At 58.2% G+C, this 17916-nt stretch carries 15 protein-coding genes; 3 read left to right on the plus strand and 12 right to left on the minus strand.

Translation table 11 applies throughout. The annotated features are described in order from the left end of the window. Positions 1 to 330: 330 nt before the first annotated feature. From JQK88_RS32910 to JQK88_RS32940, 7 genes are all read right to left on the minus strand, one after another. Positions 331 to 882: a hypothetical protein gene (locus JQK88_RS32910; RefSeq protein ID WP_203280726.1), complete on the minus strand. Its 552-nt coding sequence runs from the start codon at positions 880 to 882 to the stop codon at positions 331 to 333. A 191-nt stretch (positions 883 to 1073) separates the two neighbouring features. Continuing rightward, positions 1074 to 2102 carry a caspase family protein gene (locus JQK88_RS32915; RefSeq protein ID WP_203280727.1) on the minus strand — a complete coding sequence of 343 codons (1029 nt, stop codon included), beginning with the start codon at positions 2100 to 2102 and terminating at the stop codon, positions 1074 to 1076. Beyond that, on the minus strand, positions 2060 to 2425 hold the full coding sequence (locus JQK88_RS32920; RefSeq protein WP_203280728.1) for a TIR domain-containing protein: 366 nt from the start codon (positions 2423 to 2425) through the stop codon (positions 2060 to 2062). Before JQK88_RS32920 ends, JQK88_RS32915 begins: the two co-directional genes overlap by 43 nt. Positions 2426 to 2573: 148 nt before the next feature. After that, positions 2574 to 3635: a ComEC/Rec2 family competence protein gene (locus JQK88_RS32925; protein ID WP_203280729.1), complete on the minus strand. Its 1062-nt coding sequence runs from the start codon at positions 3633 to 3635 to the stop codon at positions 2574 to 2576. 233 nt (positions 3636 to 3868) lie between these two features. Next, positions 3869 to 5017, minus strand: coding sequence for a T6SS phospholipase effector Tle1-like catalytic domain-containing protein (locus tag JQK88_RS32930; protein WP_203280730.1), 1149 nt, complete (start codon positions 5015 to 5017; stop codon positions 3869 to 3871). 422 nt (positions 5018 to 5439) lie between these two features. Then, complete coding sequence (locus tag JQK88_RS32935; protein WP_203280731.1) at positions 5440 to 6795, minus strand: ComEC/Rec2 family competence protein; 1356 nt, start codon at positions 6793 to 6795, stop codon at positions 5440 to 5442. Beyond that, positions 6777 to 8633 (minus strand): gluzincin family metallopeptidase, encoded by a 1857-nt coding sequence (locus JQK88_RS32940; RefSeq protein WP_203280732.1) that lies wholly within the window; start codon positions 8631 to 8633, stop codon positions 6777 to 6779. Before JQK88_RS32940 ends, JQK88_RS32935 begins: the two co-directional genes overlap by 19 nt. 693 nt (positions 8634 to 9326) lie before the next feature. On the opposite strand from JQK88_RS32940, the gene JQK88_RS32945 reads away from it, so the two are divergent. Both JQK88_RS32945 and JQK88_RS32950 read left to right on the plus strand, forming a co-directional pair. After that, positions 9327 to 9716: a TIR domain-containing protein gene (locus JQK88_RS32945; RefSeq protein ID WP_203280733.1), complete on the plus strand. Its 390-nt coding sequence runs from the start codon at positions 9327 to 9329 to the stop codon at positions 9714 to 9716. Then, complete coding sequence (locus JQK88_RS32950) at positions 9713 to 10708, plus strand: caspase family protein (protein ID WP_203280734.1); 996 nt, start codon at positions 9713 to 9715, stop codon at positions 10706 to 10708. The genes JQK88_RS32945 and JQK88_RS32950 overlap by 4 nt, the downstream gene beginning before the upstream one ends. A gap of 221 nt (positions 10709 to 10929) precedes the next feature. Here the strand turns inward: JQK88_RS32950 and JQK88_RS32955 are convergent, their stop codons facing one another. Further along, positions 10930 to 11694: an SDR family NAD(P)-dependent oxidoreductase gene (locus JQK88_RS32955; protein WP_203280735.1), complete on the minus strand. Its 765-nt coding sequence runs from the start codon at positions 11692 to 11694 to the stop codon at positions 10930 to 10932. 8 nt (positions 11695 to 11702) lie between these two features. Next, complete coding sequence (locus JQK88_RS32960) at positions 11703 to 12470, minus strand: SDR family NAD(P)-dependent oxidoreductase (RefSeq protein ID WP_203280736.1); 768 nt, start codon at positions 12468 to 12470, stop codon at positions 11703 to 11705. Positions 12471 to 12822: 352 nt separating this feature from the next. On the opposite strand from JQK88_RS32960, the gene JQK88_RS32965 reads away from it, so the two are divergent. After that, complete coding sequence (locus JQK88_RS32965) at positions 12823 to 13734, plus strand: LysR substrate-binding domain-containing protein (protein WP_203280737.1); 912 nt, start codon at positions 12823 to 12825, stop codon at positions 13732 to 13734. On the opposite strand, the gene JQK88_RS32970 is transcribed toward JQK88_RS32965, so the two are convergent. From JQK88_RS32970 to JQK88_RS32980, 3 genes are read right to left on the minus strand one after another with little or no spacing between them, the layout of a single operon-like run. Next, entirely contained in the window at positions 13731 to 15011 is a 1281-nt protein-coding gene (locus tag JQK88_RS32970) for an NAD(P)/FAD-dependent oxidoreductase (RefSeq protein WP_203280738.1), read from the minus strand. The two genes, JQK88_RS32965 and JQK88_RS32970, sit on opposite strands and share 4 nt — an antisense overlap. 55 nt (positions 15012 to 15066) lie before the next feature. Then, entirely contained in the window at positions 15067 to 16593 is a 1527-nt protein-coding gene (locus JQK88_RS32975) for an aldehyde dehydrogenase (protein WP_203280751.1), read from the minus strand. After that, entirely contained in the window at positions 16571 to 17515 is a 945-nt protein-coding gene (locus JQK88_RS32980) for a dihydrodipicolinate synthase family protein (RefSeq protein ID WP_203280739.1), read from the minus strand. Before JQK88_RS32980 ends, JQK88_RS32975 begins: the two co-directional genes overlap by 23 nt. Positions 17516 to 17916: the final 401 nt, after the last annotated feature.

Raw genomic sequence — 17916 nt, forward strand, 5'->3', positions numbered from 1 at the left:
GTATGAAAGGGGGCGAAAATAAACGTCCTGCCTTACCGGCTACTGCTGTTCAGCAGCGCTGCCGGTGATCATCAGGTGGGGGAGTTTCAAGTGACCATACCCGGGGGATTTTGACCGACCCACGGGGAGGATTCGTGGGTCTGGGGAGATAGGCGTAGGGTTGGAGAAGGGATGAGGGTTGCGGGCCGGCGCTTTTTCCGATCTCGCTGCAAACAAGGATTTGGACGCGGTCATCATTCGGGAGCCGTTCCCGCTTCCGGGTCCAGTATCGGCATAGCGTCGAAACTCTTGGCGCCCGGTTGCTTGGTGCTCGCTTTGCATTCCTTGCTGTCAGTCGAACAGTCTTGGAGGATCGCCTCGCCGTTTGTAGGCGGCACGAACATAACCGCCCCATTGATCGAGCAGGGCGCGACACTCCTGACCGTTGATGAAAGACGGACCATCCGCCAGACTGAACTCTGGGAGGTACAGGCCGGTTACGCCACGCTCCAAAACGCCTTCGGCTAGAACTCCTTCTTCCTTTAGGATCAGAATGGGCAATCCCAATTGAAAAGCCATCGCAGGCTCAATCTGGCAATATGGACTCGTGAACCAGACGTTGCGGTCGTCCCGTTCTGCGAAGCCCGGTAAATCGGCTGAAGGATACTTCTTCACTGCCGATGCGTGAGTGCGCCGAAAAGCGACCGAAACTAGGCCGCAGCAATGAGTTAGCAGCCGTCGAATACCGACAAGCGGAGCATCGAAGTCGTAGCTACTGCTGGCCGGTCCCATCGTAATGGGATCAAAACCGCGTTTCATCAGTTCGTCAGTGAATTGCGCAACGAATCGTTCCTGAGCCGAAAGATGCGGTGTAGGTCGGCTGACGAAAACGGGAACTTTCATTAGTCGCCTCCAACCAGTCGCGCATATTCGCAACTTACTACGCTAGCACCTAAAGTAGCTGTGCCGAGTCGCGCACGCAGCTCCGATCGAGGTTCGTATCCAGGACCAGTCCAACCCTGGTCGTGCACGGAAGCACTGTCACACCGATCCTTGCTCCCTCCTCCCGCGCCTGCAAGCGGCTCACTCAAGCTTCAAATCTGGTCATTGACCACGAGGCGCCGGTAATGCTCGCCGAGAATGGTCAGCCTGCAGGATTTGCTTTCGATAGCAGCATGGAACATATGCGGTGCGCCGACCGGCACCACCAAGTTCACGCGATTGAGCTTCTGGAGAATGGCGAACCGGCTTGTATTCTCCGCTATTGGATCGACCTCCACCCCGCTGATCGGCCTATAGGGCTCAAACGTGGGGTCGAGCTCGAACTCGTGGTGGGCGTTGGGAAACAGTGTTGCGATCGCCCTCAGGTCCTCGAGGGCGATCGGCGGCGTAACCTGACGAAGTGATACGAAGCTGTTGACGTTTGTGCGGAAGATCGGGCGCTGACGTCCCCAAGACCCGAGCGACTGATCAATGTGCGCGTAAACGCTTCCCGGCGTAATCTCCCCGACCAGATTGGCGGCGGCGCCCTCGAGAGCGTCAACGAGCAGGTTCGTGAACACTCCGCCTTCGTCGGTCTCGTGCGCGTACTGCTTTTCCGTCGACGCAGTGAGGATGGTGAGCCCATAGGTCAGCTCGGCAAAGCGTGGATCATTCTCAGAAGAGCCTGCAATACCGGAGTGGCAGCTGTCGAGCAGGATTATCTTGTTGGCGACCTTGGAATCGTTGGCAAGTTTGAGGATCTCTCCCATCGGCAAGCCGTCGTCGCCTGTCGCCGTGTCCGTAGCGCACAGGTAACCGCCGGTAGCCTCGATGTGGCCATGGCCCGCGAAGTAAAATAGTGCGACCTCCTCGTCACCCGAGAAAAGGTCGCGAACCTCCTCCTTAAGGGCTTTCCGGTTGACGATGTCGTTGGGACCGGTGCCGGTCAAAATCTTGGTCTGGAAATTTTTGGAGGTGTCGCCGTTACGGTCGAGTGCCGCCTTCACTTTGTGGGCGTCGTCGACACATCCCGATAGCTGGCTCAAGTCCTCATAATAGTCGATCCCTACGATAAGCGCCTTCCTGCCCTTTCCCACGATCAGAGCCCATCGACAAAGTTTGCTATGGTTTCCCAGCCCCATGCCTTGGTGGTCACGCCGCCTGCCGACGTCCTGTCGTCTGAATAGGCCCAGATGCCGAGGACGGGGACACCCTCCTCCTGCGCGCAAGCGATCTCCCACTTCTGGCCCGAACTTGAAAGTGAGTTCTTGCCAATTAGTGCGATCACACCATGGGATCGCCGGATACGCGTGCACACCTTCGTCTTCCAGTCTTCGGTGTAGGCCTCCTTCACCGACATATCGATGTATTCAAATGGCGAGTCCGTATGGAGCGATTGACCCTTGAGTAGATCTCTCGCACGCTCGTCCTCGATCGCGACGAAGATCACCTTTTTATTCGCCATGCTATAAATGCCCGCACTCTCGATAACAACACTCACAGGTCATGCGCACATCTCGGGATCAAGAGCCTTTGTATTCATGCAGACTAAATACCGACATTTCCGATCCGCGCCACCGGTTCGGTGCTGGGGCTAGGCGATGCAACAATGATTAGTCTTCAGCAAATATGTTAATCGAAAGCGCTCCCGGCAGGCCGGGCGGGGAATGAAAGCGGTACCTGTAGCGCTCCGCGACCGCTTGCGTCATCCAGGGCCTCGTCCAATCCGTGACGTAGTTGAAGTAGAGATCCTTCGTTCCTTCCGGCCCGAAATGGAGGAAGCGCGCGATCGATTGCGGATTGGGATGGCCATGAAGGTTCCCGTTTGTCGAGATCGCCATGCGTCGACAGTCGAGCATCTCGATCAGTCGATTTGAGGTGTTCATGGCACTGCCGTGATGCGACGCCTTAAGGAGCTCGACCCGATAGCGCCCCCCTTCTGCAGCCGCGAGCGGCTCAAGCGAGGACGCCAGCAGGTCCGGATGCGCGTCGCCAGCGAACAGAACTCGACGACCGCCCCACTCTGCGACGAATGCAATGCTGGTCCCGTTCGGCAACTCTTTGTCAGTGGGGCCAGGCGCAACCAAGTCCTCAACGACTAGCGGATCCGGCACCGGCGGCCGCTTCGCCGCCATGCGCACCCCTCCGCGCCGGCGCAGGTCTTCCTGCTGTCTCCAAACCTCCCATCTGCCACCGAGCGCGGTCAGATGGGCCTCGTCGGGCGACAGCATTGTCAGCCGCAGTCCGGCCACGTCGATCTCGCCGGGTGCGGACTCGATCTTTGCAACGCCGTCGGAAAACGGTTCGTTGACCGGCCAACCGAGCATGGAAAGCGCTGCTGAGTAGGCGTCGCCCTGCTTCATGCTGCGGGTTTGGATCGAGCTCATCTCCCGACGGCCATTGTACCAGACCTGCTGCGGCGCAATCGGGCGGCTTACGTCCTTGAGATACGCCAATGCGCCCTCGATATGGTCGCCGTCGATATGCGTCAGGACGTATAGCTCCAGTCTCTCGCCGGCGTCGGCGATCCGTGCGAGGTGGCTGCGAAGATGGTGATAGGCTCCAGCCCGGCCACCATCGACGACCATGTGGTTCAGCAGGCCGTGGTCTCCCCAAGAGAGGAGCAGGCAGTCACCATCGCCGGCAGGCAACATATCAAGGCGGAACGTCGCCAAATAGAATCTCCTCAGGGACCGGACAGTCCCGGTCATCGGTGCTTACGGGTTCAAGCTAGAGCGGCAGGTTTTTTTGCGTATCGACGGATGCCGCTCAGTTCCCCGGCTCCAGATCTGCACTCCCATCTTCGAACTTTCTGACTACGCCGCGCCCGGCGATGCGCGCAAAGCAGTTGGTACGCCTTCACCCATGAAGACTGGTTCACGCAAGGTGTCGCCCTTGCCCCAGCTGGCTAAGGAGATCGGTCGGGCTCATTAACTGGACGATAATCACCCAAGCGACATTTCCGTTCCTCGACCGATGGATGGATCTGCACGTCAACTGGCAACCGTCGTGGCTCCGCACGAGGAAAATACCAGCCGAACAACGACCACCGGTTCCATTCCCGCCATTTTACACTTTTAGGCAAGAGTTCAAGGATCCACCACGCCCAGTTAAGCGAATTGTGCAGCTTGCCGGTGGCATCTGGCGCGACATAGACATGTTTGCCTGTAGGCAGGGCAGCTCCTTTGACAAGATGGCTGTACATGGAGGCGTCGATCAGGAGGCCCTGAGCTTCTGCCTCGTCGGTGAGCCAGGCCAGAGGAAATTTCGAAAGCCCGCTTTCAGCCTCGGGGTAACCTCCGCCAATGTCTGAATGCACACCCGCGAACGCCATTTGCACTGTGTCTTGCGCAACGTCGCTTGGAGGATCGGCAAAGGGCACCGCCTCGTACGTTTGTCTCGGCTCCCACCGGTTCAGCCTAAACAGACGTCGCCGCTCGTCGATCGCCACTGCTTGTCGAAAACAGCGTACGCTGGGATTGGTGCGCGTGTACGGCAAAGTGCGCAGGCTAGGTAGGTAAAAGCGGTCGGGGCGCGGCACGATCATGGATGCTACCGTGTCCCACACACCGAGAAAATGAATGGTGGCATGGCGCGTTCTCATGATGCGTGCAAAATCCCACGCGAGATGCAGGTTGTTATCTTGGCTCGCGCGCTTGTAGGCGGTCAGTGCATAGGTGGCGATGTTGAGTTGCTCTGGTCTGAGCAGACCGACTGTGTGGATCAAACCGGCCAAGGCGCGTACTGTATAGGACCCTCGGCTAAATCCAAAAAAGAACAGTTTGTCGCCGTCTTCATATCGCTGACATACGAAGCGATATGCATCCATGATGTTCTCGTCCAGGCCATAGCCGGTCGCAAGACCAAAAACACCCTTAGCATTCTGAAAGATCGAGCCCCAGTCGCTGCTGAGGCCGATCGTTCCCACCCCAGGATTGTAATAGACCAACTGGTCTACGTTCTTTTGAGCAATACGAAACAGTTTGAGAACATTGGATAGATTGCCCCCGACTTCGTTTCCCGTGCCGTCGCAGAGAACAACGATGTTTTTGTTCATCGACCTTGACTTCGCCCCTGATTCAAAAAAACGCTCCCACGCCAACGCGGAAGCGCGCAAAGTATGAGCTATCGATCTGCTTTGTGCGCATCGCATTCTTCGGCGGCGTTGCAGCTGCGAGGGATCATACAATTTGACTTTTCGTGAGACGTTGAAGCGCGAATGCAGTGCGAACGGATGCGTGTCGCCAGGCCGAAAATTCGAAGCGCCCCTTTCGGCCGCGATTTTGCGGCCCGCGTTGAAGCCTTGGCCCTCATATTATCCTGTCGGCAAGCGAGCCTGTGCCTCGAATAGGAACCGGCGGCATTGAGACAGTCGAAAGGGTCAATCCTGATCAACGGGCGTTTCCTGAACAGCTTTGATGTGTGCGAATGGTGCGTCATTGGTTCAAAACGCCCGAACGCTACGCGGTGGGAAGTCTCTCAAAAACCTCCAGCTGGGCCGATCATGATGTCCACGAAACCCTTGCCAGTGAGGCGCGCCTCGAGATCGGTTCGCAGAGGCTGCGGTTGATCCAGCCAGCGCGCCTCGTAGTCGGGATAGTTGGGGAGGTGCGCGAGCTGATCGGTGCTGAGCTCGGCGCCGTATTTCTTGGTGTTGCTGACGCGCTTGCCTATCTCGAGAAGCAGTGTCGATCGCGGAATCACCGGGTAGAAGGTTCGCTCAGTCGAGACGACTGCCTTGGCGACAGGCTTGGCGTTGTCTTTGGGAAGCGGAAGAATGGCGTTGAGGATGGTGGCCGGTTCCGTAAGCTTGCCGTCTTCCTTATCGTTCCAGGGTGTCGCGTTGATGCTGCCGTGGTGACCGATCTTGAGGAAATCGACTGGCGTGTCGAGTTCGGGCTTGTGGAGCTTCCAGGCCGTGTTCCAGGCAAAGTTCTTCTTCTTGTCGCGGTAGGCCGAATTCCATTCGGCGTCGCCGACGAAGAGAAGCCGGCGACCGCGCCATTCAATAAGCAGCATGACGCTGGTGTTATTGACGACCTCGCCCTCCTCTTCGGCAAAAGCAAAGGCGCCCGACATCATGCGCGATTGCAGGCGCGTGAAATCCGAGCCGCTGATGTTTGCGGGAGCCGGACCGGCTTTCCGCGCCTTTCCCGTGCCCTTCAGCAAGCCGGTCGAGGCGGAAAAGCCATGCAAGATGTCCTGGGCGGCATCGCCGAGATAGTAGGTATCAATATCGAATTCTGGGCCAAGCACCTTGAAGGTTGCCCCCGACAGCGTCGCCGGTTGCAGTTTGGCAGGCTTCATGTCCGCGTGCACGTAGAGCGGTGTGATGCCATTCTGTTTCGGCAACAGCGTGCGCAACGCGTCCACGGCGTCATCGTTGGCAATGCTATAGCGTGCCGCGATGTCTTCCAGCTCCGGGCTCAGAGCCAGATTGCGCGCGGTGATGCTGCGCATCGCCGTCGCCGCCATCTCATGCAGCTGATGCGCGAACTTGGCCTGCGGATGATCGCGATTCATGGCGACGCTCATCCACAGGTTCTCGATACGAATGTCGGTGAACCAGGCCGGATTGAAGCCCTTGATATGATCTTCGTGCTCGTGGCTGACGAGCAAGAGGTCAAGGCGTTTTTGGCCGCCTTCGATCGGCAATTCGCCTTTGAGGTGATCCAGCGCCACCTTCAATTCGGCGGCGCTGCCCTTTTTTCCGCAATCCACGAGGATGTGAAAGTCGTCGATCTGGCCGCCCTTTTTACGGGCTTTCGGAATGCGTATATAGATGCAATCGCCAACGCCGACATTGTAGGCGCGGATCAGGAGCTGATCTGCCATGGCCGCTCTCCCATCTCCTCGTCCTTGTCGCTGCGAATGCCGATGTGCGGAGAGAGCCTGAATCGGACCGTTCCATCGCCCCTGTCAGCGGTCAACGGCGCGATCGACTTCACCAGCAGCCCGGCTGTGCCGCCGGCAACGCCGTCGCCGATGCGGCCAGCCGCAACCCGAGCGGCGAGCGCGTCCAAGAAAGCTTCGCGGCGCGCGGCGCCGCGCTTGGCCTCGTCGTCCTCGGCTTCGCGTTTGCGGGAGCCCTTGATGAGCGGAAGGGTGCCAGGTTTGCGTGCCCAAGCCAGTTGGTTGCCGTCAATGTCGAGTGCCAAAGTGCCGCCGCAAAGCATGCTGGTCACCTCGCCGGCAAAGCGGCCGAACCGGGCGCCTTTGAGCACCACATCTTCGCGCCAGATGTACTGCAGGAGAACTTGCCTGGGCAGGCGGCGGCCCGAGAGCGTCAGTTTCTGGGCGGTCGACAGATCGGTGACGATCACGTCGGCGGCGAAAGGAATGAACAGGTCACGGCGGTTGTCGTCAAGGAAGCGATAGGCATTGGCGCGTGAGGCGGCGATGGCCTGCGGATCGTGGAAGACCGAGACGTTTAGACGCTCGAAGACGGCAGTGGGAATTTTCTGTTCGGCAGCCGTCGCCTCGCTCAAAAGACCGCGTTCGACGAAAACGTCGCTCATCATGTCTCGGTAGCCGTCAGGGTCCGTCGGATTGACGATCTGCTCGGCGCGAAGGACTGCCAATGCATAATCTTCGAACATCACGTCGACCGGCGGCAGCAGGTCAAGCGGCTGGACGGCCATGCACTGCATGCGGCGGATTGTAGACCAGAGAGCCTTCTTCGCCGATTCGCCTCTTGCTTTCATGTAGTAGGCCGTCAGACGGCGGATGATGTCGAACATGGCGCCGGTCAAGACCTGAGACATATAATGCTGGCGCTGGTCGTTCTTGACGTCGTCGTATTTGAGGGTGTTCAGCGCACTTCGAAGGTAGTCCTGATCGCCAATATTGCGCCCGAACTCCTCGGCGAGGCTAGCGAGCGGATTGTCCTTGTCGAGGTCACCGCCGGTGGCTTCGGCCACCTGTGTCCGGAAGACAGTGTTGCGGAAGGCGATCAGGATTGCCGAAATGTCACCCAGGAACTCGTGGAAGCCTGCGGTCTCGGCAAAGACGGATTCGTGGTAATATGGCCGTATCCCGTCGAGCACGGCATGCCCGAACTCATGGTTGACGATGTCGGCCGACAGGCAAGTATGAATGCGTTTGCGAGCGCCGTCCTTGCTGCTGTCGAAATAGTAGAACTGCAGCGATTTGCTGTCCCGGTCATAGAACGCGTTTTCACCATATCCGGCGTGCGGCACGACGATAAGCCGGTTGCCTTCGAATCCCCAATCGATGCGACGGCCGAGGCCAAAGCCAGCCTCAAAGAAGTCGAGCGCATTCTGCAAGGTCGCCCAGACATTCATTTGCCGGAACTGCGGGGAGCGCAAATTATGCCGATCGAGAATTTTGCCCTTGGTGTCGACAAACTTGCCCAGATCGCCATTCCATTGAGCTGGAGTGGTCAGGATTTCGGTTCCGCTGTCATAATCAACTACGGCAAATCGGGCGCTCGTCGGACCATCGGTGAGCCCGGGCTCCCATGGCACGTTGAATTCTTGGTCGAAGTTGTAGGCCTTGTTGGAGTTGGTGACGAATGGATCCTGGAAGTAGACGTCGAAAGGGATGCGGACACTGAGGTCCGCCTGCGTGTCGCGGCCCAGAAATTGCCGCGCCGCATAGAGTTCGGCCCGACCCCTTTTGATTGCGGCCCTCGCCTGCTTTCCGGTGTCCAAGTCTGTTGCGTTGCGCGACTTTGCCGGCACAGGGTCATCCATAGTGTTGTGGTGAACGATCAAGCCAAAGTATTATAGAGCTCAATTAAAGCAAGTCCGAATTTATGACAACTTTGCCTTTTCCCGTTATTTTCAATCGCGTCTCGCAAAAACTCGGACTCAATTCGGTTGTCGTGTTGTAGCGGCAAAGGTGGAAGCCGCGGTTTACAGACGTGTAACCCTCAGTCAGTCCATCGGCGTGGACGGCGCAGCCGAACCAGGGAGCGATCCGTTGCTTCGGCGCCAGAGCGACTTTTTTGCCGGCCACCCCGGCGTCGCGTTTTGATTGACCGATGTGGAACAGGCCCGCCGAATGACTGAGACGAGGCGCTAACCTGCCGCGCCGCCCCTCTCGGGACGTGGGCCAAACGGGACGGGTATCCGGTTCGCCAAAGCGATGGTCAGTCAGGTATGGGCATGAGCGAAGTGGTTCAACTCCCTGGTGGTCGAAATGAATAAAGGGCCTTTCGTCGCCGCGGGCGCTTACATTTCTGACCACTCCGACCTTAAGCTGCGTAGGACAAAAACCCATCGCAAGGTTCGGCGGAACCGGCGGACGTAGTAAAATATCGGTTGTCATTGGGGATGCGACTGTAATACCTAGTCCGATAACACTACACCGAAACGAGTTGTCGTAATGGGGGTCGGACGGAAATGGCAAAGACAAAGGTTTTTATGAGTTTTGACTATGACCATGATGAGTCGCTGAAGATCCTTCTTGTTGGGCAGGCAAAGCTCGAGGACAGCCCCTTTGATCTGGCCGATTGGTCCATCAAAGAGGCGATCGATGAGAACTGGAAAAAGCATGCCAGGACGCGGATCAAATCTGTTGACGTCGTTTGTGTAATCTGTGGCAAAAATACGGACACAGCCACTGGGGTGAGCGCTGAGTTGAGCATAGCTCAGGAAGAAGGGGTGCCCTATTTTCTCCTCGCGGGCTACTCGGCAGGCGGCAATGTTAAGCCCAAGGCGGCCAAGTCGACCGACAAAATGTACGACTGGACTTGGCCTAATCTAAAGATCCTTATCGGGGGAGGTCGGTGAAGCGCGCGCTTGTCATCGGCGTTGACGGCTATGGCGGGGCCGACAATGACCTTGAAGGATGTGTTGCCGACGCCATAGCCGTCACGGAGAAACTTGAGACCCATGGGAATGGGGATCCGAATTTCGATGTCATCACTTATACCAGCAATGAAACGGATGTGACCACAGAACTCCTCGACGACGGCGTCAAGAAGTTGTTTCAAGGAAAGGCTGAAACCGTCGTACTGTATTTTGCCGGCCATGGGTTACTCGAGCCCGAGACAAACCGCGGCTATCTAGTAAGCCAAGATCATAAGAAAGGAGCCTTCGGGCTATCCCTTGCTGATGTGATCGGCATGGCCAACGGTGCGCACCAAGAGATCGACTCCACTGTCATCATCCTTGACTGCTGCCATGCGGGGTTCTTAGGCGAACTTTCGGGGCTAGCCAATAAGGACGTTTCACTGATCGGCAAAGGCGTGACTATTCTCGCCGCTGCAGACCGCAACCAGTCCGCTGCTGAGTTTGAAGGGCATGGACTGTTCACAGGTATTGTGCTTGATGGCCTTAGCGGCAGTGCTTCAGATGTGCTCGGACGCATCACACCGGCCTCACTCTATTCGCTGGTTGACCAGACGCTAGGAGGCTGGGAGCAGCGCCCCGTCTACAAGGCGAATGTGCAACGGTTCATCACATTGCGACAGGTTGCGCCGAAGGTCGCGCCCGAGGTACTTCGGAAACTCAAGGACTATTTCCCCACGCCAGGGCATGTCTTCCCCGTCGATCCCAGCTTTGAGCGGGACCGCGGGGAGTTTGCAGAGGCGTATAAGGACATCCCTGTCAACGAAACAAACTTTGCGATCTTCCGAGAAATGCAGGCCTTCTACAAGGTTAACTTGGTTGCCCCCGTCGACCAGCCTTATCCGTGGCAGGCAGCCATGCACAGCACTGGCTTTCGGTTGACGGCCCAAGGTGCGCACTACCGAAGGCTAGCAGAGAATAAACGGTTCTAGGTGACGTGCTTGCACCGGCCAAACTCCACCTTGATTGCTATTCCGTCCCGTTTCTGCTGAGCGGATCTCTTGAAGATCCGCTTTGGGTCATGAGGGAGCCGTTGGACTGGTCGAAGTATGGCTTCTGGTCGAAAGCGGTCATCCCTATTCGGCGTTCCTCCAGAGGCGAATTAGCGAGAAAGTTGGTCCGACAGCCTGACAAAGCGCGGGACTTCGCCTGTTTATGAAATCGGTAGCGGCAGCTTTTTGGTACGGCCGCCGTCGATGACGTAGACCTGACCGGTCACGAAGGCGCTCTCTGCCGAGGCAAGCCAGACTGCGAGATTTCCGACATCAGTCGGCTCGCCAAGACGCCCCACCGGATGCATGGCGAGCAGTTCTCTGCGGACGCGAGCGCTATCGGCCATGCTGTCGATGTAGACCTCGCTGAGATCAGAATTGATCCAGCCCGGTGCAATGGCATTGCACCGGATTCCCTCGTGCCCATGATCGACCGCAACCGCCGCTGTGAAGCCGTGAATCCCCGCTTTCGAGGCAGAATATGCAGGATGTCCCGGGTTGGACGCCAGGCCTTCGATTGAGCCGATATTGATGATGCTTCCTCCACCCCGCTCCCGAAGATGCGGCATTGCTGCCTTTGCCAGCAGGAATGGCGCCTTGAGATTGATGTCCATCATCTGATCCCAGTCCGCCTCGGTCATTTCCTCGACGGTCTTCTCGAACATGACCCCGGCGTTATTCACCAAGATGTCCAGGCCACCAAAGCATTCGACAACAGTCTCGACGGCTGATCGAATGTCCTCGGAATTCGCGAGATCCGCCTTCACATAGACCGTTCGATCATCAAGCAACGCGTCAGGCGGCGAATTTCTCTGCACAATGGCAACTCTCGCTCCCTCTCCCACAAACCGCTGTGTGATACCAGCACCGATACCCCGTCCGCCGCCTGTGATGATTGCAATCTTGCCTGCCAGTCTGTCAGCCATGGGTGCCCTCAATAGACAGGCTTTGCGCCGTTCACTTCGACCGCCGAGCCTGCGATGGAGCGGGCGGCGTCGGAACATAGGAAGAATACCACGTCAGCTATGTCTTCTGGCTCAGCGATCCGGCCTAGCGGCACCGTGTTGTTGGCCTCCGCCATGGCTGTGCCAGGGGTGAAGCCGCGCCGGGCAAAACCGGTGCGTAGCATCGGGGTGCTGACTTCATTGGGGCACACGGCGTTGACCCGTATTCCATCACCTGCATGGTCGCGGCCAAGACATCTTGAAAACGCCGCCACGGCTGCTTTGCCAAGGCAGTGGGCCGCGTGCCCAGTCCCGGGATAAAGCTCCCAGCAGGATGCGACGTTCACGATCGCGCCGCCGCCATGGCCCTTCATGTGGCTTATAGCTTTCCGGCAGGTATGGGATATCGATGTCAGGTTAATCTCGAACGTCCGCTCCCAATCATCGTCGGTCGCCTGGAGAATGTCTCCTGGCGTGATTATTCCGGCGTTGTTGACGAGCACGTCCAGGCGCCCTGTGGCCTGGACGGAATACTCGATCAAATCCTCGCAATAGCCATTGTTTCTGAGGTCTCCGGCCTTGCTCCAGACATTCTGTCCGGTTCGATTGAGTTCGGCCTCAAGCTTGTCCAGGCCAGCCTGTTCGGCATCGCCCGCAACCACTCGAAAGCCCTTCGCAACGAACTGTCTGGAGATCGCTTGCCCGATGCCTCCCGCCGCGCCAGTTATGACCGCAGTTTTCTTCTCAATGCCAGTCATAGCTCAAGCCATCACCAAAGGGATAATTCGGTTCATAATCTCTGAACGGCAGCGGAAGACCAGTGGGGCAGCCCTGCAAAAGTCTCACCCCCTTGTTGAGTTGCTGAGCGCAGACATCCCCCTGTATATGCTACGCTGCAGCCGCGTCGGACGTTGATTGGACAGCGTTGCAGATCGCGAAGCATGGTTCGTACAGTTTTGCTATGTTCCGCCGCACATGGGTTTGGGATCGCAGCCATAGTCAGTCGAAACGCAGGCTATCGCGTCGCCTTGCAAATGGTTTTCCGACACCTTGAGCATTGCTTGCTCTATTTGTCGCGCGGCGCGATTATCGAAGTGTTTGGAGCTTGAGATGGTTCGCCGCTATTACGATCTGCCGTCCCTGACTGCTTTGGCTGTTTTCGAGGCGTCTGCCCGGCACCTGTCATTCAAATTGGCCGCTGCGGAACTGAACGTCACTCCTGGCGCCGTCAGTCGGCAGATCAAAGCGATCGAGGACGAACTGGGGGTTCCGCTGTTTACCCGATTGGGAACCGGTGTGGCGCTGACAAGCGCCGGCGAGGACCTTTATGGCGTGTTGGCCAGCGGTTTTTCGCGCGCCGCAGACATCGTGCGAAATGTGAAACGCGGCGACCGGTCCAGGAACGTCACGCTGGCATGCACGGACGCCTTCGCGTCGACGTGGCTGATCCCGCGGATGCCGGACTTCTGGACACGGTACCAGGATATTGCCGTTGACCACCTCATCTCGGACAATCCTCGCGATTACCGCCGCGCCGAGGTCGAATTGCGCATTCGCTACGGATTCGGATCGTGGTCAAACGAGCATGCCGAGCTTCTGTTCGACGAAACAATCTACCCGGTATGCGGGCCGGGGTTTGCAAGCAAGCATCGCGATGCAACGGCGGAGTCGTTGGCCGATCTTCCCTTGCTGCATGTTGACTGGGTCGATCCCGACTGGGCCGGCTGGGACGAGGTCTTACGGCGCGCGGGGGTCTCGCATGGGCCGACCCGCGGTCGGCGCTTCGGCAAGTTCTTCGTGGCGCTTCAGGCCGCTCAAGCCGATCAAGGGGTGGCTGTTGGCTGGCACCGCCTCGTCAAGGCCCAGATTGACGAAGGGAAACTCGTTAGACTGACGGATCTTCAGCTCCCAGCCCCTGGAAGCTACTATCTCACCTGGTATGAAAACCGCACGCTTTCCCCTGCCGCCCAGAGCCTCCGTAGCTGGATCCGGGAAGCGGCGGCGCAAGAACGAGAAAGCTAAAGCTCCTTGCCGGCGCGCTTCTGCATCGCCCACAGCTTCAGCGGCGCTCCGATCGACATCAGCGGTTCTGGATAAAGCCGAACCGGGGCTGGCTCGTTCAGGGCGTCTGCAACCATTGGCTCGTTGCTGCCGACGGCAAGATCGGCAGCCAGCATACCGTAGAGGGTGCCCTGCACCGTTCCCAGGCCATTGCAGCATCCAGCTACGAAGACTCTCTCCTCAATTTCGCCGAATGCCGGCGCGGAATTGAGGGAGAGACATAAGTGGCCTCCCCAGCGAAACTCCATCGGTATTTCGCCCAGCATCGGAAAGCGTGCACGGAACGATCGATCGTGTGCCATGCCGATCCGACGGATTTGCTTCTCACTCGTGGACATGTCCGGATTATACGTGAAGGTGTTGCGGACGACGATACGGTCGCCGATCCTTCGGATCGTGGATCCCATCGGATCGGCCGGGATCAAACCCCAATGCGGCTCACCGCCCAGAGATGCCTGTTCGCTCTTGGAGAGAGGCCTCGTCATGCTTGCGTAGGTGAACACATGCAGCAGGCGTTTCTTGAAGAAACCGAAGCTTTCAAGATGCCCATTCACAGTCAGAAACAGCCGTGGCGCGGATATCTCGCCCTCGGTCGTCTTTACGGTATGCAATCTGCCGGCCTGCAGAGATGTGACCGGTGAATTCTCGAATAGCTGCACGCGCTTCGACAAGCCTTCGGCAAGCCCACGGATGAAGCCGGCAGGCTGTGCCATTACCGTTCCCGGCGTGAAGGTTCCGCCGACGAAAAAGTCGGTTCCGGTGATTTCCTTCAACTGCGGCCCGTCGAGTCGCTCGAATGGCTCCCCTAGCACCGTAAGGTGTTTTTCGAATTCGCGCAGGACGGCAACACCGTGATCGGTTGCAGCTCCGTGGTACTTGCCGGCCCGAACGAAGAATTTCTGCAACCCGTATTCGTCCGCTGCCGAAGCAGAGAATTCGATCGCGGCCCGGTTCAAGCGGATGCGCTTGCGGTCGTGATCTTGGCTTCCGCCGTAGTGCGCACCACCGAGCTCGTGCGGAAGATCGATCATGAAGCCAGAGTTACGCCCGGCAGCACCCCAGCCGACGCGCTGAGCGTCGACCACCACTATGCGCTCGTTCGGCACCAATTGAGAGAGGCGCCGCGCGGCCGCCAATCCAGCAAACCCAGCTCCTACAATGAGCCAGTCCGCTTTGTGACGGCCGCGCAGCACCTCAGGTGCCTTGGGAGGCGGCAGAATACCGTACCAGCCTGGCATGGATGTGTCCGCAGGCGTGCGGACAGCCTCATAGTGGCCCATCGGTGCGACCAGGCTAGTCTACCGAACGCGAGACCCTAGGATCGGAGATGTCCGCCCAGATGGTCTTCAGTTCGGTATATTGGTCATGGGCATGCAATGACTTGTCTCGTCCCCCGAAGCCAGACAGCTTGAAGCCGCCGAAGGGAGTCGAGACGTCTCCTTCGCCGTAGCAATTGATGGTCACCGTCCCGGCGCGAATATCCCTTGCCATGCGATGTGCCTTGCCGAGGTTGGCGGTAAAGATCGACGCTGCAAGCCCGTATTGCGTATCGTTGGCGACCCGAAGCGCCTCGTCAGCATTGGCCACCTTGATTACCGACAGGACAGGACCGAAAATCTCCTCCCGCGCAATCGCCATTTCGGGGGTGACATCGTCGAATACGGTCGGCTCGATGAAATAGCCTTTGCCATGCTTGTGGGTATTTCCGCCCGCCACGACCCTGGCACCTTCCGCCCGCCCCTTCTTGATGTAGCCCATAATGCGGTCGAACTGCTCCTTCGACACAATGGCGCCCAGCCGATTGCCCGGGTCCAACGGCTCGCCCAAAGGCCATTCCTTGAGCTTGTGGAGGACGGTTTCCACCAAGCGGTCCTTGATCTTCTCATGGACGATCAGGCGGGAATTGGACGAGCAGTTCTCGCCCATGTTCCAGAAGACACCCTGAGTGACGTGCTGTGCGACAACGTCCAAATTCTCGGCGTCATCGAGGACGATGCACGGGTTCTTCCCCCCGCATTCAAGCACAATGCGCTTGAGGTTGGACTTGGCGGAATATTCCAGGAATTTCCGGCCGACATCGGTCGAGCCGGTGAAAGCGACCATGTCGATATCCGGATGCATGCCAAGCGCCTTCCCGGTCACGTCGCCCGGACCGGTGACGATCTGCAGGACGCCGGGCGGCAACCCGGCCTCATGCGCCAGCTCGGCAATGCGCAAGGTTGACATGTTGGTTTGCTCGGCCGGCTTAACGATGACGGAGTTGCCCGTCGCAAGTGCCGGTCCGATCTTCCAGGCCAGCATCAGGATCGGGAAATTCCAGGGCAGAACGCAGGCGACTACGCCCAGCGGCTGGCGCACGATCATCGACACGACGTCATCGCCGGACGGCGACGTCTGACCGTAGAGCTTATCGGTGGCTTCCGCGTGCCATTCCAGGCAGTGCAGAGCCTCAGGGATGTCTATGGTTTCGACGTCGTAGATAGGCTTGCCGCTTTCGAGCGTCTCAAGCACGGCAAGCTCATGGGCATTTCGCTCCATCAGCTTGACGAGCCGCCGCAGCACGCGCTTGCGCTCGCTCGGATGCGCACGCGACCAGGCGCCCGATTCAAATGCCAGCCGGGCCTTCTCGACAGCAAGATCGACATCGGCCTGACCACAGGAGGCGATCCTTGCAATCACCTGCCCCGTCGCCGGATTGATGGTTTCGAAAGTGTCGCCCGATTCCGCCGCCCGCGCCTTGCCGTCGATCACCGCGTTTGTCGGCAGCGGCAGGCTGACAGCCAGATTCTGGTACTCATCACGCGTTAATAGCGATGACATTCTCGGAAGCCCTCTTTTGGGATTTTGCAGTGATTGACGCGATGACTGCCTTAAGGGTGCGGATCGTCGACTCCAGTTCCCGCTTCTGTTCGTCGTCGAGTGCCCGCATCGGCCGGCGCACCGGACCCGCCGGTAAACCGGCAAGCTCACATCCGAACTTGATGCTCTGAACGAACTTGCCGCCCTGTTCGAGAAGTGTCATCAGAGGAAGGAGCGCCGACATGATCTGCCGGCCTTTCGTGAAGTCCTTCTCGATCACGCAGGCTTCGTACAGCGCGAGATGCTCAGCCGGCAGGCAGTTGCCAGCTCCACAGACCCACCCCCTGGCACCCCAGGCGAAGAATTCAAGCGCCTGATCATCCATGCCGCAGAACAGATCGATGTGCGGATAGTCACGAGCCAAGGCGTGCAGCTGGTTGATGCTGCCGCTCGACTCCTTGATGGCACAGAAATTCGAGCTGCGACCTACCCGATCCAGAAACTCGAAATCCATCATCGTGCCGGTGCGGCCGGGATAGTTGTAGAGCATCACTGGTAGATTGGCGGCCTTGTCGATCGCAAGCGCGTGATTGGCAAGCTCGAGCTGCGTGGGAACAGCATAGTACGGCGAGCCGATCAGGATGCCGTCGTACTTCAGGTCTTTGGCAACCAGCGCATATTCGATGCAGTCCTCTGTTCGAATGGCGCCGACACCGGCGATCAGCGGCATCGCCCCCTTCACCACGCTTCTGGCAAGCTTAAGTAGGCTGACACGCTCGTCACGTGACTGGGCGTAGTATTCGCCTGTCGTACCACCCACAATGATACTGTGGACGCCAGTCGCGACCAGGTGCTCGACCATGACACAGAAGCCGTCACGGTCGATCGATCCGTCCGCGTGAAAGGGCGTTATGACGGGCGGAATAACGCCTTTGAACGACATCTGCCTTGGCTCCAACTTGGGCTACAGGTCAGTGTTATATGCAAGCTGAGTGGCGGGAACAGCCGAAATAAAGTCACTCGACAAGCTACTTTTTTGCGGTTCTGGTGCGCTGAGCGAGGATGACCACATGCTGCTCGAAGCGCATGCAATCCGGTGGTAGCCAAATTAGCAGCAGTCATCGTCTGGTGGCGAAACGGCCCTACGACTTAGCTTCATAAGCGATGACACGCTATCATTCGCAGCCAAGATAGGACGAGCCCTTCTCCACTCGTCGGGCATTCATAGTATTAGCAGTAGCAAGGAAACCTTTAGTGAATTTGTCTCACATGGACTTCTCTTTCCGCCTGTTCGTTGAATGCACCTAACGTGGCCCGCAAGCCCCTTGATCATTCGAGTCCCCC

Origin of the sequence: Mesorhizobium caraganae (assembly GCF_016836705.1) — a bacterium.
GTDB lineage: Bacteria > Pseudomonadota > Alphaproteobacteria > Rhizobiales > Rhizobiaceae > Mesorhizobium > Mesorhizobium caraganae.